This is a genomic window from Pseudomonas sp. Marseille-Q5117 (genome assembly GCF_946901175.1).
In the GTDB taxonomy this organism is placed as follows: Bacteria; Pseudomonadota; Gammaproteobacteria; order Pseudomonadales; family Pseudomonadaceae; genus Aquipseudomonas; species Aquipseudomonas iranensis.
In genome coordinates, this window is sequence record NZ_CAMPPP010000001.1 from 206204 (window position 1) to 227682 (window position 21479).

Sequence of the window (21479 nt, forward strand, 5' to 3'; positions counted from 1 at the left end):
TCCATTCCGCCGGATGTGGTGCTGCGCGGTGTAGCGCACAGCTCACATCCGCCAGTTTTCGAGTCCCGACAACTGCCACAAACGAAAGTGGTACGCATTGGCTTCGAATGGGTACATCGTACCAATCGGATGCTGAACACCCTTGAAAACGCCCAAAAGCACGTCGAAGAACACGTTGAGTAAAATGGTACAGAATCAGAGCTTTAGCCCAGTAAAATCAAGGCCTACGCTGTCTCGGCGGTTTAGTGTCGCCCCCATGATGGATTGGGCGTAGTCCCTCGTCTGCACCCCGGCCAGCCTGGCCATGCCCGCAAAGACACAATGCTTTGTAGCAATTTCTAAGCATCCAGCAACTACCGCCCACAAAGGGCACTACCGGTACTATGCTTTCCTTTTTCGAAAGGAGTCGATGCTATGGCTGACGAGTATTCGTTATCGGATGTGCTGGAAAGGATCTACCAGAATCAGCTCGGTCTGGAAGCAGCCCTGATGGAGCTGACGCTTCATGTTGAACAGCAAGGTTTCACCGGAGTCGGAGACAACGTTCGCGGGGCCTTGTGGGCGATTGGAGAGAACGCTGGACACATTAAACAGGGCCTGGCAAAGCTCCGGAGCAAAAACCTCTGAAAGACCACACTCCGATTGTGCTGGAGTAGCAACGCGAAAAAGCCCTATAGCTCATGAGTAAAGGCTTATAGGGCTTTCTTCACCTATCGTAAATATTGCTAATCTGGCACTGAATGGCATTGTTTGGCGTCAGGTTTGCCCCATTTTTGCCCCAGGCCTTTATTAGAACGTCTCGCCCTTGCTCATCTTCACACGCCCTACCTTGAACCCAACCTTGCCCTCATCTTAGCGAGCCAAGCTTAGAAACAAGTCTGATACAGTCATCTGAGTACATTCACTGACAGGGAGTCAATCATGGCAAAGCCAGCAGCGCGTATCACCGACCCAACGAGTTGCCCCATCGCAGGGCACGGACCGAAAGCTATTGCGTCCGGATCTCCTGATGTGTATTTCGACGGCCTTGCAGCCGCTCGCAAAGATGACAAGTGTACCTGCGGAAGTGCGTTAGCCTCGGCAGTATCCTCCACAGTGTTTATTAACGGCCAGAATGCTGCGCTAGTCGGCACTGTCGGTAGCCACGGAGACGTCGTGATCGGAGGCTCGGGTACGGTCATAATTGGAAGTTCCCATACACCAGCCCCCTTCATTCCGCCTACACCCATGGCCATCCGTGGGAACTGGATCGGTTTTAAAATACCCGCGGAAGAAAGCTACGAAGGGCTCACCTGTACGGCACACTTTGACGACGGCTCTTCCATGCCTGGCGTATTTGATGCAAACAATTCGGTCAAATTCTCCAACCCCACCGGAAAAACGTGCCACACCTTGGCATTCGCCCATCATGAAAATACCTGCACGACCGCAGGTATTGACGGACTGCTGAATGACATCTTGGGATAAGGATATTCTTGTGACGGAACCAAACCTGGTAACTGGAAGTTATATTGTCAAAAGTGAACATACCCTCGAACGCTCCCCTCTTGAGATGGCCGTAGCTGGCATGGAAGGGGCGGCCAGTCGTTTCGCAACTGATGCGATTAAGGATGAACGCGTCCGCGCAAACTACGAGCGCAATATTCGACGAATGTCTCAACAAATATTCGCCGACGTGAAAGCTGGCAATATCAGCGTTGAAGATGCGACCAAGTTCAGCAACGAGATGCGCAACAAAATCATGTTCGAACACCGCAAGATGACCTCTGCACAAGGTCTGGCCATCGCGGAAAAGAAGAAAAAAAATGGTCGAACATACAACGAAATCCTGAATGAGAAGTCCCAGGCTCAGTTCAAAAAAAACTACGACCAGCTTTCCAAGGCTCAACAGAAAGAGGTCCTGTACAGAGCTTTGGAACGATCGGGCAGCGCTAATGCGAAGTTCACTGCTGGAACTAAAATCATGTCCGTCATGGGCAAGGTTGGAATTGTCCTGACAGCGGTATTGGCCACTTATCAGATATTGGATGCAGACGACAAGGCCAAGGAAACGGCTCGTCAAGCCACGATTCTGGGTGGAGGTGCGGCGGGTGGTTTTCTGGCAGGTTTGGGGGTCTCCGCTATTTGTGGGCCAGGAGCTCCGGCCTGCGCCATAGCAGTTGTTCTCATTGGAAGCATCGCCGGTGGCATTGCCGGCGGAGTTGCCGCCGATACGTTCGACGCAGAGTTAGAGGAGCTGGCCCATTGGGACATATTCTGACTGATGCAGAACGAGCACGTATCCAGATCGCGCTGGCAGAAGCCTTTGTAGACAGCGCTGTTGACTATGGCTCAATTGCAGAGCGAATCCGAGGTTTTGATCCGGAGGTTGTTGAGCACATTCTGTACTCTGAGGTTGCCCCTGTATGTTTCAGCAACCTTGAAACGCCCGTCCCGCCTGTTTGGAGTGGTTTCCAGGATGAATGGTTATTAAACGAAATAGCCAAAGAACTACAAGCACGAGAAACCAGCTGGCTACGACGCCATTTACACGTGTTAAAGGTTGCATGGCTACGCTACAGCTATGGTTACATCTGGAAGGAGCTTGCGAAATTTTCTGAATCTCAGTAGCCCATCCGTCTTTAAGAACAACATGAACTGGCGCGAACTAACTTTTATATATATCCTAAAGCTCTGGAGTTAACCATGCTAGCTGATTTAGATGAACTTATCCTGACATGCTCCGACCCCAGATCTAGAGCATATATATATGAATCGGTACAATGTTACAAGGCAGGTGCCTACAGAGCCTCTGTAGTTTCATGTTGGATTGCCGTCGCCTTCGACCTTGTAGACAAAATAAAGGAATTGGCGGCAACTGGTGATAAATCAGCCCAAGAGCAAATGACAAGATTCGAAAAAATACAAAGCAGCAACGACATCTCTGGTGCACTCTCGTTTGAGAAAGAATTACCAGACATGGCGCTAAATAAATTTGAGTTTATATCTCATCTAGAATATCAAGATTTGGTTAGGCTTGTGGAAGATAGAAACCGATGCGCACACCCATCTAAGGTTACCGACGCGCAAGTATTCGAAGCCTCAGCTGAACTGGCAAGATTACACATTTCAAATTCTGTAAGATCAATTCTTTCTCAGCCTGTCGCGCAGGGGAAGGCCGCATTAGACCGGATAATGCAGGACCTTGACTCAAGATATTTCCCGGCGAAAGCCAACGACATATACGCATTTCTCAGTGCGGGACCTTTAGGCCGCCCCAAAGAATCTCTTTTCCGAAATTTCATCCAAGTTATGACCAAGACGATTCTGAGCGTAGATGCCCCTCCTGTGAGGCGAAGTCGCGCTATCAGCTCGCTTACCGCTATGAAAAAAATGCATCCCGCAATGTGGCAGGCAGAGTTCGGTAAAATCTTTCAAAAATTAGTTGAATATATTGTCGATGAAAAAAGCCTTGCACGAACCGTATTGTGCATGGTGTGGCAACGTGAACTTGGGCTGTGGGACTGTCTGCCGGCAGTTCAGCAGTTACGCATTAGCACCTTCGTTCAAAATTCGCCATCATTCATGCTAGAAGATTTTGACGGTCTATTAGACTTACCCAAAGAACATAAGCTTCACGCAGCAGCTATAGAACGAGTAAATAAAACGACCTTCGAAGAGATAAAATCCATTCAATGGATGTTCTTTGTTCCAACCGTTTTTTTTGAACGGGCTCTGCATTTCTACAAGCAAGCTGCAAATTTTGCTGACGCAAATGATATTGGTCGCCTCATAAGAGGACAGATTACTGAGATTTCGGAACCGCGAGCACAGCTAGACTTGATTATAAAAATAGCCAAACACAACGATCAAGTCAGATCAAGCAATGAATTAGTTAACATTTTTAAAACGTTTGCATCCGAAAAATCCACTGGTTTAGAGTTTGTAAAGGAACGCTTGGCTGACTTCGGACTGGAAGTAAAAAATTTGTAGATAAACAACTGCTACTATATGAACATGACTTCTTCAATCAAACTCACATGGTACGCACCATAGCTGATCTAATCGGGTAGTAAAACTTTGGCTCATCATTTCTCGACGCATTTTCCAATCTGGATTAGCCGGGACGCTAGCAGGTCTTAGCGTGCCTCGCCCCCAACGGCCATTGATTTCATCCAATACGCCCATCACCCTTTTCGCCTCTATTGGCTGAGAAGTGGTGAAGAGATCATCCGTGTATTCGCCTTGCTGGCATAAATTCAGAAGCATGACTTCCGCCTTGCTATAACTGAAACCAGGACGGAACACGCGATCAAGTGCATCGACGGCCGCCGTCGTTAGCAGCCGAACATCATCCGTTGGAAAAGGTACATCGATCACGACACCGTTTGCGTATTTAGCCTCATCGGGGTTGAACATGCCGGTGCGGATGCTGACGCGAATCTTCTTGCACAACGACTTCTGCGCCCTGAGCTTTTCCGAAGCACGCATCATGTAGGTGGCCACAGCTTCCTTGATCGGTGCCAGCTCCGTAAGCCGCTTCCCGAACATCCGGCTACAGCAAATCTCCTGCTTTGGCGGATCCGGCTCGTCCAGCTCCAGGCACGGCGTGCCGGCCAGCTCCCGGGCGGTTTTCTCTATCACCACGCTAAAGTTTTTTCTCAACGTCCACGGATCGGCCTTGGCCAGATCCATGGCGGTTTTGATCCCCATGCCAGCCAAATGCAATTTCATGCGCCGGCCTACTCCCCACACCTCTGCTACATCCGTGTTGCGAAGCACCCAGTCGCGCTTGATGGGATCGCAGATGTTCACGACGCCACCGGTTTGCGCCTGCAGGCGCTTGGCAGTGTGGTTGGCCAGCTTGGCTAAAGTTTTGGTGTGAGCGATGCCGACACCGACTGGGATGCCCGTGCAGCGCAGCACCTGGCTGCGGATCTTGCGGCCGAGGGCGTCTAGGCCATTAATGCCGGTAAGGTCGACGAAGGCTTCGTCGATGCTGTAGACCTCAACCGCCGGCACCATCGATTCGATCAGCGTCATGACACGCTCACTCATGTCGCCGTATAGCGCATAGTTCGAGGAGAACGGGACGATGCCATGCTGCTTGAGCTTGTGCTTGATCTGGAAGTACGGCTCGCCCATTTTCACGTAGGGCTTGGCATCGTAGCTCCGCGCGATGACGCAGCCGTCGTTGTTCGACAGCACCACGATAGGCACCTTCGCCAGGTCAGGACGAAACACGCGTTCGCAACTGGCGTAGAAGCTGTTGCAATCGATCAGGCCGAATACCGGCAGCGTCTTAGACATGACTGCGCACGCTGCTGGTGATCACACCCCAAATTGCCAGCTCATCACCCTCAAGGACATACCGTGGCGGATACTTGGGGTTTTCCGACATCAGTATTACGTCGCTACCGCGAAGGCACAGACGCTTGCACACTGGTTCGTTATTCAACAACGCAATGACGATGTGGCCGTGAGCTGGCTCGATTGATCGATCGACAATGGCCAGGTCCCCTTCGTAGATCCCGGCACCCTGCATGCTTTCACCGGTGAGCGACACCAAATAGACATGCGGCGCACGAATGTTCATCACCTCATCCAACGATATCTGCGCTTCGATGTGATCCGCTGCCGGCGAAGGAAAGCCGGCCGGGACTCGGAAGAGACACAGCGGCACCTTCAAGCCGCCCTGACTGATGGGACCTAGAATTGAGTAACTCATGACGCACGACGTCCAGAACTGTACGAATATACAGTTAACTTTCCGAACGGCTTGCGGTCAATTTTTGTAGGAAATATCAGATAGGCGGGCGGGCAATTTGCGGACGACTTTCCCAGTACAGCGGCATTCACGAATTCGTGGCAGCGCTCAGCATGCCGAACGCGCTCATCAACTCGACCGGCGAGCAGCCCTTTGAGCGGTACAACGCCGCGCCGACTGCTCAGCTCGCCCTCTTCCACCAGGAGGGCGAGTTTCTGCACGCAGACATGGTTCGCTGGGGATGGCGCCCGCATTGGGCGAAAGACCGCGCTGCGCCAATCAATGCACGCGTGGAAAAAGTCGCCCACGGCCCGTTCTTCCGCGCGATCTGGCCGCACCGGGCAATCATCGCCATCAACAGCTGGTTCGAATGGGTCGATGAAGCTGGGCCGAAGAAGCAGCCCTACCTGATCAGGCATCGCGACAAATCCCCGATCCTGTGCGCCGCGATCGGCCAGTATCCGAATGAGGAGCATGAGCCCAGCGAGCACAACGGCTTTGTGATCATCACCGCCGACAGCCCCGGCGGCATGATTGATGTCCACGATCGGCGACCGGTCGTACTTCCGCCAGAGCTTGCCCGCGAATGGCTCGACCGAACCACACCCAAAGAGCGCGCCGAACAAATGGTGCTGCATGAGGGCGAGCCTTCCGAGGCTTTCGAATGGTTCAAGGTCGATCGCGTCGTGGGCAATGTTCGCAATCAAGGCCCCGACCTGATCAAGCCGGCCAAATGATTTTATTGTTGCGACAAGGTTTTCAGGTGCTCCACCAGAGCAGCTTCGAAAATGATGTACAGCCTTTCAGCATCGCCGGAGCGCAACGCGCCGGCGGTTTCAAGCCCAAGCACGAAGCCCTCCGCCCGTGCTCCCGCCTTCACCGCTGTGATCATCGAATCCGTCCGGACGATCTGCGCCAGCAGACGATCGGCCTCTCGCTGCATTTTGTCGCCCATCACTACGCCTTCCAACGTCGCGCGCCCTCACTCAGTCTGATATCCAATACATCACCGACAAAACGACGGAGACCCACGCGAGGGTCATCAGAAACGATAGCCCAACGAACCGCTTATCCATGTCGATCATGCCAGTTGTAAAATGAGAATGATGGTTAAAGACCTGCAGCCCGACAAGCGTGGCTCAGAGCCATCATTTCTGCAGGTTTTGTACATAAGTCTTGGAATGCCTGCACTGCGATCAGTCCTCAGTCGCCGGTGTCGGAGATTGGGATAATTCTCTAAGCATGTGTGGTCAAGTCGGGCGCGTACGGCTGCATGATCTACGCCGGTGACGCTCGCGGTTATTGGCCCAAAACTGCGACTGGCGGGTAGCAAACTCGTGAAGAACGGACTTATCGTTAATTTAGCAAGCCAGAGGGCGGTCTGCGCCGCGACTCGAAATTCTCCCACTGACCTTTTAAACGTTGTTCCCCGCAACTCATACAAACGTAAACCTCATCAGGCAAGCCTAAGTAATATCCCTTTCGAATGTACGGATGGCAGCATTCGGATTTAGACTTTGCTCGGGCGCGCTGATAGCCATGGTCTCTCCGGAGTGCACGCGACCGCATAAACTTTCAACATCCAGAAAAAGAGCCCACACGGTGTATGGGCTTTAAAGGAGTTTCATGAGTAGCCTGCAAAATGTGACAGGCTAATATTAGGATGGGCAATATTGTCTGGGAGTTTCAATAAAATTTCGGTTGGCGATCATATCTAGACCAACGGCGTTCTCCAAAAACCTGAACCGTTTAATCACAAGGCTTTCGACCTCTTCCTCGAGGCCTTTCGTCAATGCCAATGAACTGTCGTGGCATCGCTGAGCTCCACTCTCAAACCACCTCGATAAGCTATCGCCATGAATATCTGCAAAAATATGTTCTCCGTGGACCAGGAAGCCAAACTGCGTGCCTATGATGGTTGGCATCAAGCGCTGGACAACTGCGCGCTTCGAAAAAACTGCCCGGACGCCTATCACGACGAACTGCTGCGCCTGGCGGATGAAATGGACAGGCTCGGCATGATCAATTGGCAAGAGTGGAGAGATTTACGAATCGAGGCTGATCAAGCCTTTTTGCTTGCTGTGGCGGGCGCTGACTACCATGAATAATTTCGGGGTCTGCAAAGGTCTGCGAAATTCACTGGTAGCACTGGAGAATAGGACTTTGGTCATAGGCCACACGATTGATCCCCTTGGTAGCCTCAACGTGGCGTTATTGTTCGTCTGACAATCTCTTTGAATCTTTGAGCAGCAAGGACCTCACTTGTTCATGTGCAATAGGAGGTCTCATGACGCAAGCGGATTTTTACATAATTGATTACAAGCTCCATGGCGAACCGAAGCGTTTCACTATCAGAGCAACTCTGATGAACAACGTAGAAGCATGGCAGTGGGCGAGCTGTGACGCAGGCCTTGTCCCTATTCCCAAGCCTGGCCGGCCACCGTTGAAACGCTTTTCTAAGCCGATGGCCGAACGGTTCGGCGTGACCGACGTGAAATGGCGGGAATCCGTCGCGATCGTCTGGGAAGAGGACCACACGTAAATACTCAATATCGAACACTCTTACTCGGCAGTAGGATTGTTCGTGTCTGCCGCTCGGCGATCGAGCACAGGCATCGGGTCGACGTGAATGCCTGGGAGGATGGAGACCCAGGAGGCATAGGCTCGCTGCTGTCGAGCTAACGCTTCTTCCCATCGACTGCCACTGACTTCGTGCGATACGACTAGCATCATGAGATGACTGGTGGTTGCATCGAGGTCGAGCAACAAGTGATGGGCATTGAATCGAAAATCATCGGTGGAGAGCATGGAGTCACACTGTATGAAATGGAGAAACGCGCACATCCCTGCTGCCACATGACATCATTATGACAGCACCCAAAGGAAATAGTTGTTCAAACAGACGATCGGCTGTCAGGGTAGTTGACTATCAATCCAACGTTCAGCGGCCGCCATCGCCTCAGCCAGTGCACTGGGATAATCCGGCCACGGGCCTGGCAATTCGGCGACCGTATTGGCGAGCCCGTGCACCGCGCTCTCTGCCAGTACATGCGCCGCTGTCGGCGATGGATCGTTGGGCCTGTTCCAATCAAATTTTACGATCAGCTTATGGCCGCGATATTCATGCGTGATGGGAACGTCTAAGCCATGGGACATCTGTCGAACCCTTTGCCACTGATCAATGCCTTCGAGTTTTAACGCAATTGAGCCAGGAGCACTATCGTGGCGCTTCGCTATTGGAGCGGAGTGTGCCACCCGGCCCCGCTCCGGACGGAGTAAGTAAGCCCGAGATTCCTCAAAACAAGCCGCCCAACGATTCTGGCGCCCAGTTCATGATCACCAGCTCACCGCTCACCTCGGCTTTGCCTTGCCGCTGATTGGTTGTGGTGTAGCGGATGTCTAAGGTTTCGAATTGGAAGCCTTCGAACACGCGACGGATGTCCGGGTGATCGTTGATGCTGACCATCACCTTGCCTTTGCAACGCCGCATGAAGTCGGCCATCCGCTCGTAGTTTTCGAACGGAAAGTCCACGCCATAACCAGCGGTCTGCCAGTAAGGCGGATCCATGTAGTGGAAGGTGTGCGGTCGGTCGTAACGTTCAGCGCATTCAAGCCAGGGGAGATTTTCAACGTAGGTGCCGGACAGGCGCTGCCAAGCGGCCGAGAGGTTTTCCTCGATCCGCAGCAGGTTGATGGCCGGGGCAGTCGTCGCCGTGCCGAACGTCTGCCCCGAGACCTTGCCCGCAAAGGCATGGTGCTGCAGGTAGAAGAATCGGGCGGCGCGCTGGATGTCGGTGAGGGTTTCGGGGCGGGTCATTTTCTGCCATTCGAACACCTGTCGCGAACTGAGCGCCCATTTGAATTGGCGCACAAATTCTTCGAGGTGGTTCTGCACGACTCGGTAAAGCGTGACCAGGTCGCCGTTGATGTCGTTGAGGACTTCGACCGGCGATGGCTGGGGCTTCATGAAGTAGAGCGCGGCACCGCCGGCAAAGACTTCAACGTAGCATTCGTGTGGCGGAAAAAGCGGAATGAGGCGGTCGGCCAGGCGGCGTTTGCCGCCCATCCAAGGGATGATGGGTGTAGACATAAAAAGCAAGACCTTTACTGTATGGATAAACAGGTGCTAGGCTCGCCGCGCTTTGTGCACGGAGCAAGAGCCTTGGCTGGACTTGCAGGGACCATCTGCAGGGACGGCGGTCGATCTGGATGTTGACGCATCCGGACCGGCCGCTCTTTTTTCACTTGGGTGCTGAGACTTCTCTGGCGTATGCCTGACAGGCCGCGAGGGCAATCAGCCCCCGGTCGCCGTCATCGGTGACGCCGATAATTCGTTGAGCATGCGCTGGGTCAAGTTCGGCTCTTGTGGGGCCATGAACCACGCCGCCGGGGGCGGTGGTGGCTGACAATGATCCGTTGACGGCGCCGGTGGTGGCGTCGAGTAGGACTGACAAGCGCAGATCAGCAGTGGCAAGACGGTCGCGCAGGCGACCTTGATCACGTTGGACATCGCTCAAAGCTCGGTAATGGGTCTGTTCGCTGTTGGCCAGGCGCTGCTCGAGCGCAAGTCGTTTGTTCTGTTCGGCACGCTGCTGCGCAACCGTGGCCAGGGCCAACTGGTTAAGCGTTTCGGTGTGGAGTCGGGCCTGCTCCGCGAGCTGTTTGCCGTAGCGCCAATCCTGTACTTGCCAGGTAATGGACGTGGAACCACCGACCAAGACGACCAGCAGCACGCCTTTTGCCAGCAGCCGATACGGCGCCGGGATCAGTTCGCCGAGACGCATAGCACCGCCCTCGCCCGCCCCCACAACTCCAGCCGATCCTGCAGGCCATTGAGGCCGCCGTTGATCCTCCGGGTGATCGTGTTGAATTCGTTTTGATCGGCCAGCGCGTTTAGCCCATTCACGGACCAGAACCACGCAGCCGATTCAGCGGCCCATTGCGGCAGCTCCAGCAGTTCAGGCGTGCGTAGCAATCGCTCGTCGCCGAACAGCGCCAAGCTGCAGCGCAGGTAATTGTCGTGGCCGGTGACCTGGATCAGGCCGCGACCGCGATAGCGCTGGCCATCACCATCCGCCGCCGGCGTATTGCCCAGTTTTGCAGCCAGGTTGCCGGTGTCGTATTTGCTCAGGTACTGGTCGCCGCCCAGTTCTCGGACGTACTGCAGCTGACCCGACTCGTGACCGACTTGCGCGAGAAACGCGGCTTGGCGTTTCGGCGTGTTGATCTGCCGGTGGGCCATGGCTGCGTTGAGGGCGGATACAAAAACGCCCGCTTGGCGGCGGGCGTTGGGCATGATGCTTTGCAGCTGTTGTTCAGTGATGGACATACAAACTCCAGACGTAAAAAAACCGCACTCAGGCGGCGATGGGATGCGGCTACTGCTTCTCGATATTCACAACCTTGAGGGGTGGTTTCGGCCCTTTCTTTTTCTTGCCCTTGGATTTACCGGCTTTGCCGGCATTGCATTCGACCGTGGTCGACCAGCCGGACTGGGTGAACACCTGCTCGACCGAATCCGCCAGATATTCGCCATCAAGCCCGACCTTGAAACCCTGAGCGATGATGGGACGCTCGGCGAAGATGTCCGTGCGTCCGGGCATCTCAAGCCGCACGTCGGCGGTCGAGCGGTTGAACGCTGATAGACGGGCCTTGGCCGCCGCTTCAGCAGCGGTTTTGTTCGGGTAGATATGGCGGTCGGTATGCACTGCCGGCAGGCCGTCCGGAGCGTCGTCATTGTCGATGGTGACCACCGCTAGCTTGCCGTTCTTTTTGTCCTGATGCTTGGTGGCGACTGCCTTGTGTGAGTTGCGATCACCGAGACTGAATTGCCAACGGCTGAGGTCACTGCGGGTCAGGGTGATAGCGCCGAACGCCTTGCCGCTGGCTGTCTGGCCGCCTTGGCGCGGCATCACCAACAGCTTGCCGTCGGCGACCTTGGCTGTGCAGTCGTACTGCTTGGCCAGACGGGTGATGAAATTAAAGTCGGACTCGTTGAGCTGGTCGACCCGGGCGACCTTGGTCGACACCGGGCACACCGGCGTCCAGCCATTGCGCGCGGCGACGTCAGCCACGATCTTCGACAGCGGCACGTCTTCCCAGCTTCCGCTGCGGATGGTTTTGCCACTGCCACGCATATCGCTGGCCTTACCTTTGATCACAATGGTATCCGGTGGGCCTGACACCTCGACCGTGTCCACGGTGTAACTCCCCATGCGCGCCAATGAGGTTTCCGCATACCCCAGGTAGATCTCGATTGAGCTGCCACGTCGTGGCAATTTCACCTGCCCATCCCGGTCGTCGATACGCAACTCAAACTCATCGGACTCCATGCCCGGCTTGTCAGAGGTACGCAGCAACAACAACCGATCGTTGATCTTGGCCGTGACGACGGCCCCATCGGCGACGATTCGAAACATCGGAGTCATGGATTTTTCCCAATAAAAAACCCGCACAGGGCGGGTCAGAAAAAGAGCGCGTAGTTGGGCATTGCCATAATCAATCCCATAAGCTGACGCCTTCACTGGTTGGACTCGGCAGATCCGGCAGGACGATAATCACGCCAGACCGGAACGGCTGAGGTTCATCGGCCAGTCCCTGATTGGCATCGAGCACGGCCTCGGCGCTGCCATTCAAATGGCCGTAAACGTTGTTGCAAATGACATCGAGCATGTCGCCATCAGACGTCCTGCATGTCGTCGCCATAGCGCTCAAACTCCAAAGTGAAACCCTGTTTTCGAGCAATCCCGCCGTGCAGCAGCGCGGACTGTTCTTCGTTGATGTTTTTCAGGCACCACGTTCCGATCACCTCGCCATACCCCGTGGTCAGAGTCAGCGGTTGAAGCCTGGCACCAATAGAACGTAGGGTGTCGAGCTGCTTCAGCCCACCCTTGAAGCCCGGGTAGATCGTGCCCTTGAGCGTTAACTTTTCATCGCCCATACCGATGGCCTGCTTCGCCGGCCGGCGCGTCAACCGCTCCTGAGACGCCCAGCGGAATTCGGTCGAGCGGCTCAGCTCATCAAAGGCCGCCGTGTCCAGGTTGAAGTAGTACGGCTCAATTTTCGGATCACGCGGCTGAATGATCATCAGGTGCGGGAACGGCTTCACCGCCTCCGGCGCCGGCGTGGCTTCCCCGGCAAAGGAACTGGTGGGCACGATGTTGGCCAGCGATGGGCTGACCTTGCCGGCGACGTTGTTGATCGCCGTGGCCGCCTTGCCCGCCTGCTCCTTCAATGTGCCCAGCCGATCCTGCACTTCAGCCGCCGCCCGGGTGGCGCGGCCATATACCGCCACCACCTGACCGACCTTGGCCTGAGCCGCGTCGACGCCGCGCATCACCCGCTGAAGCTTGGCGCCGATGGCCGGACCAACAAACGGGATGTTCTCCAGCTCGGACGCAGCGCCGGTCAGTTCGCGGATCGCGCCGTTGACCGGGGTCAGCATGCCATCGGCACTGCGTCGGCCGGTTTCCGCCGCCTCGACCAGATACTTCAGGCTCGATTGCATTTGCTCCATGTAAGCCATGAAACCTCCTTAGACATGGGGTTCGTCGTACAGCTTGGCGGCGTTACCCTTCGCCGCATCCGCCATCATTCGCTGCATGTGCGGCATCAGATCCTGCGCCAAGGTTTGCGGGTCCTTGACGTCGCCCTGCACGGTCACCGGCATGCTCAGTGAATACTGAAACTGCTGATCCACCTTGGCCGGCGCCGGTTTTTCCGGTTCCTTGGATTGAATCGCCAGCGCCGCCGACTTGAGCGGCGCCGTCACCGCCATCGAGCGCGCGACATCCCCCAGCACCGGACCTTGCTGCGCCGCTGACGTAAGCATGAGCGGCGTAGTCGGCACCGGTGCCTTTGCCGTTTGTTCGGGCTTTTCATCCTCGCCACCGAACAGCGACTTGCCCAACGACCCGCCCAGCGCCGCACCGCCCTGACTGCCAAGGTAAGCACCGATCAAGCCGCCGATGGCCGTGCCAATGATCGGGACCACCGAACCGATGGCGGCCCCAGCTGCTGCGCCGGCCATGGTGCCGGCCAGGTTGCCAGCGGCCGCACCGTAGCCCTCGGCTTTTTCGTCCTCGGTCTTGGCGTTTTCAAACGTCTCATAGGCCATGGCCCCGGACTCCAGCAGCGTACCGCCTGGAATCATCTTGGCGACTTTGCCGACCTTACCAACGGCCTGCACAACCCCGCCCAGCTTGGCCATCGTGCCCGCCGGAACAGCCGGTACCGGTGGAGTGACCGGCCGTGGTACGGGAACAGACGGACGCGGCAGCGGTGAACGCGCCGCCCCAGGGCGAGGCAGCGGCCGCCGCCGCGAAGCACTGCGCCGCGAGCCGCGACCACGCCGGCGAGACTCGCCTTGGATATCCGCGCCGCCAGCGCCGCCCATGGCGTTGGCATTGACGACGAACACCTTTTTGACGCCGTCGTTACCTGCGCCAGTTTCTGTGCCAAGGCTGCCTGTTGCCGCTTCCTTCACCCGCGAAACAACATCCAGGCCAGTCGCTACCAGATCAAGTTCTCCGGGCTTTTGATTGCCGGCGTCTCTTTCTCTCCTGCCACCGCGCGACCCACGCGCAAGGTTTAGCAGCCCCTTGCCGATCTTGATCGTGCTGAAGATACCCTTTAAGGCGATCAGCCCCGCCCCGACCGTGGCGATACCGGCAACTACCCCGGGCGCGCTATCAGTCAGCGACGTAATGCCTTTAGTCACCTTGGTCAACGACTCGGCCACGGTGTCCGTCACCGGGCGCAACGCATCGCCGATGCTGCGCATGGCGTCATCCATGGACTGGGCCATTTCCGCCCATTTCTGCGATGACGACTCGCGCCGCTCGGCGAGGTTCTTGTCGAGGATCCCGGTGGCGTCACGCGAATCGTTTTTGAGCTGGCTGTACAGCGCCTTGTTCTGCATGTAAGCCGACAGTGCGGCCTTGACCTGCATATCGGCGAACAGGTCGCCGGTGCGCAGGGATTCTTCCAGCGAGGCCATCATGGCCTTGGCCTTTTCCGGGTCGGCTTCCTTGCTGATTTTTGACGTCGCTTCGGCCATGGCCGCCGCACGCTTCGGATCGGTCGCCTGAATGTACTTCTGAGCCAGCGACATGCTGGTCTCAAGCGTCGACAGGCCGTTTTGCAAACCGGTCTGCATCGATCCCTTGTAATCGATGCCGGCTTTTTCGTAAGCCTTGACCGTATCGGTCGAACCGATTTTGCCCATCCAGTTTTTCAGGTTGTTGGCCGCCTCGTCCGAACTGCCGGCCTGTTTCATTTGCACCTGCAGCATGGCACCCAGTTGGGTCACCGCATCCAAGCCGGTGATGCCGTTGCTGGCCATGTTGGCCAGCAGTTCCGGGAACCACTTGGCCATGTCGGCCGCTTCAAAGCTGCCCGCCTGCCCTTGGTAAGCGATCGCCTCCAGCGCCTGCTGCATCTGCTTGGGGTCGGTGATCTTGGCGTTCTGCCCCAGGGCGTTGATCATCTTCGCCGTGTCGACGCCGCTGGATCCCTGCCCCACGACAAACTTGGCCGCGACAGGCGCGTACTCCAGCGCCTTGCTCAGGTCCATACCGGCGCCAACCAACTGATTGACCACGTCGGCCACATCATTGCGCGCCATGCCGGTGTCGCGTGAAGTGTCGATGATCTTGCGCGACATCTCCTGCTCTTGCGCCTTGTTGGCAATGCCGGCCTTGATGGCGATGTCTCGCACAATGGCGCCAAAATCAGCGCTGACCTTGGTCGGTACCGCCATGGCACCGACACCGACCACCGCTGCACCGACGGCGCCCTTCATGCCCTTTACACCATCATCAATCTGCTGATGCCCCTTGGCTTTCAGCTCGGCCTTGTTGGCCGTCTGCCCCATCAAGCGATAGGCTTTTTCCAGCCGGCCGACCTCGATCCCCTGCTTTTTCAAGCTGTCGAGGTTCGAGTTCAAACGATTGAGTAATTTGGACGCGCCGGCAGCGCCGGTGTCGTGAGCCTTTTTCCATTCTTCGCGCAGGCGGATGGTGTCGCCAATCGTGCGCTGCAGCACCCGCGCTTTGTTGCCTTCTGCCTCGAGGCGCTTGATGCGCCCGGTCACGTCCTTGAACGCGGCGCCGACCGTGGAACTGACGGCACCGCCGATCACCAGCCCGAGGGCGAGTTTGTTTGCCATGTCATGGCCCTCATGTGCCCAGCACTACCGATGGCGGCTCAATCGGTGAGCCACCACACCATATCCGCGAACGGCATCGACTGGATCTCGGCGGCGGAAAATCCGGTTTCCGCCGCCAGACGTTTCGCCGCCGACTTGATCACGCTGGGGTTAAAGCCCGTCGTCGTCGTCCATGCGAAAATAGCCGGCCTGCAAGCGGTTAAAATCCACCAGCTTCAGGCCCTCCAGATCCGCGACAGGCGCATCGGACAACGCAGCAAACAACACCAGTTCGCGCTGCTCATCATCACCACCCACTTCACGGTTGGCCGCCCGCACGTCGCCCACGGTTGGCGAACGCAAGGCCAGCTTGTCGACCGTCACGCCGTTGATTTCACTCGGGCACGACAGCGTTACCAGCACCTGATCGGTCGTCAGCGACAACCATGCCGGCATCGAGTCCGAATAATCGGTTTTCGGTACAAGGTGCGAATACGCCGTCTGCACGCGGCGATAATCCGTCAGCTTGAGGCCTTCGAGATCCTTCAGTCCGACTTCGGCGAGACCGGCGAACAGCATCAGTTCGCGCTGTTCATCATCGCCGTTGGCAGCACGATCAGCCGCGCGCACTTCACGCACGGTCGGGTTACGCAAGTTCAGCGTTTCTACATCGATGCTGTTGGCTTTGGTTGGGCGGGTCAGCGTCACGACGGCGCCGTGTGCGCTGAGCGACAGCCAGGCCGGCAGGTTTTGAGCGATTGCTTGAGTCATCTGAATCTTTCCTTACAGGCCGAGCGCATTGCGCACTTCGAGCAGTTGGTCTTTGCCGTCGATCACCTGAATGCCCGCGACCATGTCGATTTCGTACATCAGGCGCCCATCGATTTCGAGCTTGTAATAAGTGATGGCTACGGCGTGTTTGATCTCGGCAGCATCGCCCGCTTTCCAGTCACCGAGATCGACCTCTTTGAGCCGGCCGCGCAGGGTGGCAACGACCGCTGTCACCGCGCCCTTTTGGCCCTTGAAGGCACCTCGGAACGTGGCGTTGAACGCTGTGCCGTCGGCCAGACCGAAGTATTTTAGCGACTCGCGGCGCACGCCCTTGGTGACAAACGAGGCTTCCATTTTTTCCAGTCCCTGATCCATCTCGATGGGGCCGGCCATGCCGCCCCCACGATATTCGTCGGTCTTGGTGGTAAGCTTGGGCAGCGTCAGGCTGGGCACGTCGCCGGAGAAGTTCACGCCGTCGACGAACAGGTTGGTGTTGTACAAAGTCTGAGGAATCATTGGCTACGCCCCCTTAGGCTGCTTCAAGCACTTCGGTCATCCATTGATCGGTGACTTCGAAAAGGAAATTCGGGTTTTCTGCCGGCGGCACGTCGGTGAAACGGATGCGCCAATACACCTTGCCCTGGGCGATCTGGCTGGCCGTGTTCAGTTCGGTGTCGGGGAACACTTCAAAGTTGATGATCGCGCCCTGGGCTTTCAGATCGGCCATGAACGCGTTGAGACCGTTGGTGACATCGGTCACATAGGTCTTGGTGATCGAGCGGTCGACCGCCCATTTGTGCCCGGCCTGCACCGCGTCCATGAGGATGAACAGCGTGCGAACGCGGGTGACAAACGCCCACTTCGGATCGCTCGACAGCGTACGGTTGCCCCACAGACGGTAACCGTCGTCGCGAATGATCGTGGTGATATTGGCGTTATTGAGCAGGTTGGCCCGGCAGGTCTCGTCGCCGTCCAGGTACTCGACCGCGCGACCGGTTCCAGTGATGCCGGTCAACTCCTTGTTCGATGGCGAAGCCCAGAAACCGTATTCAGCATCGGTCCAGGCGAACAGGCCCGCCGCCCAAGCCGAACCGGGTGCGTCGACGGTCTTGCTGGTGATGGTGTCCCAATACTTGACGCCCGGGTCGACCATGAACAGGTTGCGACTGCCGAAGTTCTCGGCGTAGGCAATAGCGGCCTCGTCGGTCGTACCCGGGCCGTCGATGATGCCGATAGCGCGCAGCTTCTGCGCCACGCTGTCGAGCGCCGTGGCCACCGCCTGAGTCGCTGTGTGGCCCGGGGCGATCAGCAACCGCGGCTGGGCGTTGAACAGGCTTTTACCGTCGAGCAGCGCCTGCAATCCAGTACGCTGCCCCGACTCCAGCACGCCGCCGATGATCGCCGAGGTCTGCAGCGCGGGGTCTTCCAGCTTGGCCACGCCGATGGCGACGATCACCGCCTTGGCTTTGACGTAGATCGCCTGACAGGCCTTGGTGATTGCCGAATCGGCGCCGAAGGCGGCGACGGCTTCGCGCTCGGTGGTGATCAACTTCAGTTCTCCCGCCTTGGCCGTACCGCCGCCGAGAACGCCAGGAGTGAAGGTGTCGCACAGACCGATAATCGATGACGACGGCAGCGAGATAGTGCGCGCGCCAGTGTCGACCGACGTGGTCGTGACGCCGTGGAAAAAACTCATAAGGGTCAGTCTCCAGAAACGAAAAAGCCCCGCATAAGCGAGGCTGTGAGGGTGTTCGTGTTATGCGTAACGGAAAAGAAAACGCCCCGTCAGTGCGGGGCGTTTATTGCAGCTCGGCCGGATCTGGCGGCGTAGAACCCGGCCAGCCCTGCGACAGCATTTCGTCGTGATACTCGCCGGCCTCGATCGCGCGCAACAGCGTCAGCTCGCGGTCAAAACAGGCTTGAACGTGTGCTCGCACAGCCTTGGCGATGGTGATGATTTGCGCCGATCCGATTTCGACAAATCCGTCGACCGTTTTGAAGTTGCAGCGGTATTCGGGATCGAGGACGGCGGACAATCCGGTACTGGCAATCAGCGCCTGGCTGTCGCGGGTCGTTTCGATTTGCAGGCCGTCAACAACAATGCCGACACCCTCACGCCGGAAACGCTCAGACGCTACAGCGGCCTTGAGCTCATCCAGTGAAACAACCGGAACGTCATCCGGAACAAATTGCTGGCCGTCGTACTGCCAGCCCTCTTGGACTTCAACGGGGCACTCAATCCAATTCATGTCCGGGTGAAACATCGTCTTGATGTCGCCGGCGGTTTCGAACAATTGAACAGCCTTGCCCATGTACAAAAGTGCATATTTTTTCATCACGCGTACTCCTCAAAGATCGCTACACCGGCAGAGCCCGGCGCACCGTTCCGAGCCACAGCAGACGGCCCGTTAGCTACGCCACCGGCACCAGCACCGTAACCCGTACCGACCTGAATCGCCGCACCAATACCGTAGCCGCTACCGCCAGATCCAAGCGGACCGCTACCGCCGTGCCCGGCCAACGTCGAGCCACTAACGGCAATGCCGGGACTTCCAGGCGCCCCGGGCATGTTCACAATGCTTCCTCCGGAGGCCTGCGCGCCCGGGTAACCACCTACAAGCAAGGCCTGCGATGCCGTTGAAATAGCAATAGAAAAGATTGATCCCAATCCGCCAGGGGCTGACAACAACGCCCCTACCGAGGTAGCGCCGCCAGAACCGCCACTGGTCCCGCTTGTCCCTGAAGCCGTGCCCGCGACGCCGCCAAGACCAACGATCACAGACTGACTGGCACCAACATCAGCAGCCGTCAGCAGCGATTCCGCATAGCTGCCCGCCGAGCCACCGCCGGAGGCTGCAACCTGACTGGCGGTTGTAGCCGAGGCGCCACCAGATCCGGCACCACCACCAACGATCCGAACCCGAACCTTCTTCATCCCCGGCGTCGGAATGTAGGTCCCGCTGGCCGTGAACTTCTGAATATTCAGCAGGCGACCGAATTCGTTTTCGTTCACCCGCTGTTCCAGCGCCCCGATATCAATAACACCCTGATTGATGGGCGCGTTCCAGGCCTTGATGCACCAGACCACCGCCATGTTGCGGGGCCGAGTTTCTACTTCTGCGCCCGCGCTGTAAGTACGGGGATTCCCTAACGTGTTAAAGGTAGGATTATCCCCGGCGGTTCGCGCAAGCCAGTCAACTGGATTGTCTTTTAGTACAGAGGTCGGATTGATTCCCGCAGGATCAGATGCCTGATTGCCGCCACTCTCTGTGGGCAGATAATGGAAGTGAGTTTTCAGAGCATCAGCCTGAAAGCTGCCGATCACACGACCTGCATCAACCCCGCGTCCGTGATCCCAACCGCGCAGGAACTCGCCGCGTGATTCCGGCAAGCGGAAATTTCCGGCACCCTCGTCGCCCTTGTTGAAGGCCGTTCCGAGGAAAGCGGCCAGATCGGGATAAACCGCGATGCTCTTAACGCTGCCGTCCAGCTCCAGAAAGCCCGGCGCAACCTTGTTCAGCGGAAACGCCACCGTTGCGCCGATCGGCAGCGCCGAGGCCTGGGCAAGCATCGCCTCGATTTCGGTCTTGGTGTAAGTGTCCTTGATGCCCATCCCGGCGAGTGTTTCCGGGTTATCCCCGAAGACGAAAACCCCGCGATCGTTGACCTTGACGCGGGTGTATTGGCCGGCCGCCTTGTTCTTCGGCAGCACCTCCAGAATGGCCGCGTCGACGTAGGCCCGCGAGGCCAGCACAATCGCCGGGTCAATCTTGAGCTGAATATTGCCGGTGCTGGTGACAATGAAGTTCATCCGCACGATTTGCGTGCGTCCTGAGCCTTGCGACAACAGCGGCTTGAAGCTTGGCGCGCAGTTGGCCACCGCCACCAGATCGCCGTCGGCATCGTAGAGGCCGATTTCGCGGATCCACTTACCGCCCTCATCGGCCGGGATGATCTGCTCGGCGATGATCACCGCCGGGTTGACCGGGTCAATCTTCAGTTGGTTGAGCGGCTTGCGGCGCCACTCGTTGAGCAGCTTGGTTTGACTGGCCGACGGCACCGGGTTGGGCGGGTCCGCCAGCCCGTTGGGGTTGGCATCACCCACACCCATTTGTGTGATCAGCCAGGGAATGCCGAGCGCGTCGGCGTTCGCCTGCTTGGCCATCCCCACGTTCGTGAGGATCGCGAAAAACTGCGAGTTCGCATCAATCATAGTAAACGTCCAGGGTATCAATGGTGTGTTCGCGACCGACCACGCCAAAGCGGCCAGTGACCTCAATGTCACGCATGACGGGCGGGTAAACGTCGATTTCGTCGCCTTCGTAGAGGGACACGGCGATATTCAAATCGCCTTGAGTTTCCAAGCTGATCGCCAGCCCGGTCAGTTGCCGGGTGACGGGCTTGGCATCGTCAATCAGGCGCTCAAGCTCCTGATACATTTCTTCGGTGATGCCGGTATCCAGCACCCCGACCTTCAGCGCGAAGGTGCCCGGCACGCCCTCAGGCACCGTGTTGAACCACTCGACAATCTCGATCAGGTAGCCGAGCGGCTCGACCACCCGGCGCAACGCGCCGATGGTGCCTTTGTGCTTGTGGATGTAGTACGACGCCTTGATGGCCGCGCGCTTGGTCGCCTCAGGCCACCGGTAATCCCAGCGATCCACCGACCACGCCCATGCCAGGTGCGGCAGCAAATGCACCGGGCAGGTATCGGCGTTGTAGAGGTCGCGCAGAGGGACAATCGTCTTTTCGAAGAATGCGGCCTCCATGGCCCGTTCGAGTTGCGTGCTGTTGAGCGGCAGAAGACTTTTCATA

At 57.2% G+C, this 21479-nt stretch carries 26 protein-coding genes; 8 read left to right on the plus strand and 18 right to left on the minus strand.

The features are described 5' to 3' along the window. The first annotated feature begins 414 nt into the window (after positions 1-414). From OC605_RS00955 to OC605_RS00975, 5 genes are all read left to right on the plus strand, one after another. Positions 415-627: a hypothetical protein gene (locus OC605_RS00955; protein ID WP_262136066.1), complete on the plus strand. Its 213-nt coding sequence runs from the start codon at positions 415-417 to the stop codon at positions 625-627. Between the two features lie 294 nt (positions 628-921). After that, positions 922-1467 carry a PAAR domain-containing protein gene (locus OC605_RS00960; protein WP_262136067.1) on the plus strand — a complete coding sequence of 182 codons (546 nt, stop codon included), beginning with the start codon at positions 922-924 and terminating at the stop codon, positions 1465-1467. A gap of 10 nt (positions 1468-1477) precedes the next feature. Further along, positions 1478-2260 carry a hypothetical protein gene (locus OC605_RS00965; RefSeq protein WP_262136271.1) on the plus strand — a complete coding sequence of 261 codons (783 nt, stop codon included), beginning with the start codon at positions 1478-1480 and terminating at the stop codon, positions 2258-2260. Beyond that, entirely contained in the window at positions 2245-2610 is a 366-nt protein-coding gene (locus OC605_RS00970; RefSeq protein ID WP_262136068.1) for a hypothetical protein, read from the plus strand. Before OC605_RS00965 ends, OC605_RS00970 begins: the two co-directional genes overlap by 16 nt. A gap of 75 nt (positions 2611-2685) precedes the next feature. Continuing rightward, positions 2686-3972 carry a hypothetical protein gene (locus tag OC605_RS00975; protein WP_262136069.1) on the plus strand — a complete coding sequence of 429 codons (1287 nt, stop codon included), beginning with the start codon at positions 2686-2688 and terminating at the stop codon, positions 3970-3972. Between the two features lie 33 nt (positions 3973-4005). Here OC605_RS00975 and umuC read toward each other — a convergent pair whose 3' ends face one another. After that, complete coding sequence (umuC, locus tag OC605_RS00980; protein ID WP_262136070.1) at positions 4006-5289, minus strand: translesion error-prone DNA polymerase V subunit UmuC; 1284 nt, start codon at positions 5287-5289, stop codon at positions 4006-4008. Beyond that, positions 5282-5707, minus strand: a complete 426-nt coding sequence (locus OC605_RS00985; protein ID WP_252887584.1) for a LexA family protein — start codon at positions 5705-5707, stop codon at positions 5282-5284. The genes umuC and OC605_RS00985 overlap by 8 nt, the downstream gene beginning before the upstream one ends. Before the next feature lie 95 nt (positions 5708-5802). Here OC605_RS00985 and OC605_RS00990 point away from each other — a divergent pair, with 95 nt between their 5' ends. Continuing rightward, positions 5803-6483: an SOS response-associated peptidase family protein gene (locus OC605_RS00990; protein WP_262136272.1), complete on the plus strand. Its 681-nt coding sequence runs from the start codon at positions 5803-5805 to the stop codon at positions 6481-6483. A 2-nt stretch (positions 6484-6485) separates the two neighbouring features. Here the strand turns inward: OC605_RS00990 and OC605_RS00995 are convergent, their stop codons facing one another. Continuing rightward, positions 6486-6701 (minus strand): hypothetical protein, encoded by a 216-nt coding sequence (locus tag OC605_RS00995; protein ID WP_410055969.1) that lies wholly within the window; start codon positions 6699-6701, stop codon positions 6486-6488. Positions 6702-7602: 901 nt separating this feature from the next. Here OC605_RS00995 and OC605_RS01000 point away from each other — a divergent pair. Beyond that, positions 7603-7854, plus strand: coding sequence for a hypothetical protein (locus OC605_RS01000; protein WP_262136072.1), 252 nt, complete (start codon positions 7603-7605; stop codon positions 7852-7854). A gap of 179 nt (positions 7855-8033) precedes the next feature. Next, on the plus strand, positions 8034-8288 hold the full coding sequence (locus OC605_RS01005; RefSeq protein WP_262136073.1) for a DUF6555 family protein: 255 nt from the start codon (positions 8034-8036) through the stop codon (positions 8286-8288). A gap of 20 nt (positions 8289-8308) precedes the next feature. Here the strand turns inward: OC605_RS01005 and OC605_RS01010 are convergent, their stop codons facing one another. From OC605_RS01010 to OC605_RS01085, 15 genes are all read right to left on the minus strand, one after another. Further along, positions 8309-8554, minus strand: coding sequence for a hypothetical protein (locus OC605_RS01010; protein WP_262136074.1), 246 nt, complete (start codon positions 8552-8554; stop codon positions 8309-8311). Positions 8555-8659: 105 nt separating this feature from the next. Next, positions 8660-8902 carry a hypothetical protein gene (locus tag OC605_RS01015; RefSeq protein WP_262136075.1) on the minus strand — a complete coding sequence of 81 codons (243 nt, stop codon included), beginning with the start codon at positions 8900-8902 and terminating at the stop codon, positions 8660-8662. A 139-nt stretch (positions 8903-9041) separates the two neighbouring features. Then, the gene (locus OC605_RS01020; RefSeq protein WP_262136076.1) at positions 9042-9836 is read right to left on the minus strand and encodes a DNA adenine methylase; all 795 of its coding nucleotides are present in this window, start codon (positions 9834-9836) and stop codon (positions 9042-9044) included. A 151-nt stretch (positions 9837-9987) separates the two neighbouring features. Beyond that, positions 9988-10530 carry a lysis system i-spanin subunit Rz gene (locus OC605_RS01025; RefSeq protein WP_262136077.1) on the minus strand — a complete coding sequence of 181 codons (543 nt, stop codon included), beginning with the start codon at positions 10528-10530 and terminating at the stop codon, positions 9988-9990. Further along, complete coding sequence (locus tag OC605_RS01030; RefSeq protein WP_123377008.1) at positions 10512-11075, minus strand: glycoside hydrolase family 19 protein; 564 nt, start codon at positions 11073-11075, stop codon at positions 10512-10514. The genes OC605_RS01025 and OC605_RS01030 overlap by 19 nt, the downstream gene beginning before the upstream one ends. 49 nt (positions 11076-11124) lie before the next feature. Further along, the gene (locus tag OC605_RS01035; RefSeq protein WP_262136078.1) at positions 11125-12174 is read right to left on the minus strand and encodes a phage late control D family protein; all 1050 of its coding nucleotides are present in this window, start codon (positions 12172-12174) and stop codon (positions 11125-11127) included. Positions 12175-12244: 70 nt separating this feature from the next. Next, positions 12245-12451, minus strand: coding sequence for a tail protein X (locus tag OC605_RS01040; protein ID WP_262136079.1), 207 nt, complete (start codon positions 12449-12451; stop codon positions 12245-12247). After that, positions 12426-13271, minus strand: coding sequence for a phage tail protein (locus OC605_RS01045; protein WP_064596195.1), 846 nt, complete (start codon positions 13269-13271; stop codon positions 12426-12428). Before OC605_RS01045 ends, OC605_RS01040 begins: the two co-directional genes overlap by 26 nt. 9 nt (positions 13272-13280) lie before the next feature. Then, a complete protein-coding gene (locus tag OC605_RS01050) occupies positions 13281-15914 on the minus strand; it encodes a phage tail tape measure protein (RefSeq protein WP_262136080.1) in 2634 nt (877 codons plus the stop codon). A gap of 150 nt (positions 15915-16064) precedes the next feature. Continuing rightward, entirely contained in the window at positions 16065-16664 is a 600-nt protein-coding gene (locus tag OC605_RS27995) for a phage tail assembly protein (protein ID WP_316044620.1), read from the minus strand. 12 nt (positions 16665-16676) lie between these two features. Next, a complete protein-coding gene (locus tag OC605_RS01065) occupies positions 16677-17180 on the minus strand; it encodes a phage major tail tube protein (protein ID WP_262136081.1) in 504 nt (167 codons plus the stop codon). Positions 17181-17193: 13 nt separating this feature from the next. Next, the gene (locus tag OC605_RS01070) at positions 17194-18360 is read right to left on the minus strand and encodes a phage tail sheath family protein (RefSeq protein ID WP_262136082.1); all 1167 of its coding nucleotides are present in this window, start codon (positions 18358-18360) and stop codon (positions 17194-17196) included. A 103-nt stretch (positions 18361-18463) separates the two neighbouring features. Further along, complete coding sequence (locus tag OC605_RS01075) at positions 18464-18976, minus strand: DUF4376 domain-containing protein (RefSeq protein ID WP_262136083.1); 513 nt, start codon at positions 18974-18976, stop codon at positions 18464-18466. Between the two features lie 23 nt (positions 18977-18999). After that, positions 19000-20877 (minus strand): phage tail protein, encoded by a 1878-nt coding sequence (locus tag OC605_RS01080; RefSeq protein ID WP_262136084.1) that lies wholly within the window; start codon positions 20875-20877, stop codon positions 19000-19002. Further along, positions 20870-21478: a phage tail protein I gene (locus OC605_RS01085; protein ID WP_262136085.1), complete on the minus strand. Its 609-nt coding sequence runs from the start codon at positions 21476-21478 to the stop codon at positions 20870-20872. Before OC605_RS01085 ends, OC605_RS01080 begins: the two co-directional genes overlap by 8 nt. Position 21479 lies beyond the last annotated feature (1 nt).

What these genes read in the sequence shown, in the direction of transcription:
- OC605_RS01085 (WP_262136085.1), bottom strand. Translation starts at nt 21,478, where the DNA reads ATGAAAAGTCTTCTGCCGCTCAACAGCACGCAACTCGAACGGGCCATG.
- OC605_RS01045 (WP_064596195.1), bottom strand. Translation starts at nt 13,271, where the DNA reads ATGGCTTACATGGAGCAAATGCAATCGAGCCTGAAGTATCTGGTCGAG.
- OC605_RS01005 (WP_262136073.1), top strand. Translation starts at nt 8,034, where the DNA reads ATGACGCAAGCGGATTTTTACATAATTGATTACAAGCTCCATGGCGAA.
- OC605_RS00995 (WP_410055969.1), bottom strand. Translation starts at nt 6,701, where the DNA reads ATGGGCGACAAAATGCAGCGAGAGGCCGATCGTCTGCTGGCGCAGATC.
- OC605_RS00985 (WP_252887584.1), bottom strand. Translation starts at nt 5,707, where the DNA reads ATGAGTTACTCAATTCTAGGTCCCATCAGTCAGGGCGGCTTGAAGGTG.
- OC605_RS01025 (WP_262136077.1), bottom strand. Translation starts at nt 10,530, where the DNA reads ATGCGTCTCGGCGAACTGATCCCGGCGCCGTATCGGCTGCTGGCAAAA.
- OC605_RS00960 (WP_262136067.1), top strand. Translation starts at nt 922, where the DNA reads ATGGCAAAGCCAGCAGCGCGTATCACCGACCCAACGAGTTGCCCCATC.
- OC605_RS00975 (WP_262136069.1), top strand. Translation starts at nt 2,686, where the DNA reads ATGCTAGCTGATTTAGATGAACTTATCCTGACATGCTCCGACCCCAGA.
- OC605_RS01075 (WP_262136083.1), bottom strand. Translation starts at nt 18,976, where the DNA reads ATGGGCAAGGCTGTTCAATTGTTCGAAACCGCCGGCGACATCAAGACG.
- umuC (WP_262136070.1), bottom strand. Translation starts at nt 5,289, where the DNA reads ATGTCTAAGACGCTGCCGGTATTCGGCCTGATCGATTGCAACAGCTTC.
- OC605_RS01050 (WP_262136080.1), bottom strand. Translation starts at nt 15,914, where the DNA reads ATGGCAAACAAACTCGCCCTCGGGCTGGTGATCGGCGGTGCCGTCAGT.
- OC605_RS01010 (WP_262136074.1), bottom strand. Translation starts at nt 8,554, where the DNA reads ATGCTCTCCACCGATGATTTTCGATTCAATGCCCATCACTTGTTGCTC.
- OC605_RS01070 (WP_262136082.1), bottom strand. Translation starts at nt 18,360, where the DNA reads ATGAGTTTTTTCCACGGCGTCACGACCACGTCGGTCGACACTGGCGCG.
- OC605_RS01080 (WP_262136084.1), bottom strand. Translation starts at nt 20,877, where the DNA reads ATGATTGATGCGAACTCGCAGTTTTTCGCGATCCTCACGAACGTGGGG.
- OC605_RS01020 (WP_262136076.1), bottom strand. Translation starts at nt 9,836, where the DNA reads ATGTCTACACCCATCATCCCTTGGATGGGCGGCAAACGCCGCCTGGCC.
- OC605_RS27995 (WP_316044620.1), bottom strand. Translation starts at nt 16,664, where the DNA reads ATGACTCAAGCAATCGCTCAAAACCTGCCGGCCTGGCTGTCGCTCAGC.
- OC605_RS01065 (WP_262136081.1), bottom strand. Translation starts at nt 17,180, where the DNA reads ATGATTCCTCAGACTTTGTACAACACCAACCTGTTCGTCGACGGCGTG.
- OC605_RS01030 (WP_123377008.1), bottom strand. Translation starts at nt 11,075, where the DNA reads ATGTCCATCACTGAACAACAGCTGCAAAGCATCATGCCCAACGCCCGC.
- OC605_RS01015 (WP_262136075.1), bottom strand. Translation starts at nt 8,902, where the DNA reads ATGTCCCATGGCTTAGACGTTCCCATCACGCATGAATATCGCGGCCAT.
- OC605_RS01000 (WP_262136072.1), top strand. Translation starts at nt 7,603, where the DNA reads ATGAATATCTGCAAAAATATGTTCTCCGTGGACCAGGAAGCCAAACTG.
- OC605_RS01040 (WP_262136079.1), bottom strand. Translation starts at nt 12,451, where the DNA reads ATGGCGACGACATGCAGGACGTCTGATGGCGACATGCTCGATGTCATT.
- OC605_RS01035 (WP_262136078.1), bottom strand. Translation starts at nt 12,174, where the DNA reads ATGACTCCGATGTTTCGAATCGTCGCCGATGGGGCCGTCGTCACGGCC.
- OC605_RS00955 (WP_262136066.1), top strand. Translation starts at nt 415, where the DNA reads ATGGCTGACGAGTATTCGTTATCGGATGTGCTGGAAAGGATCTACCAG.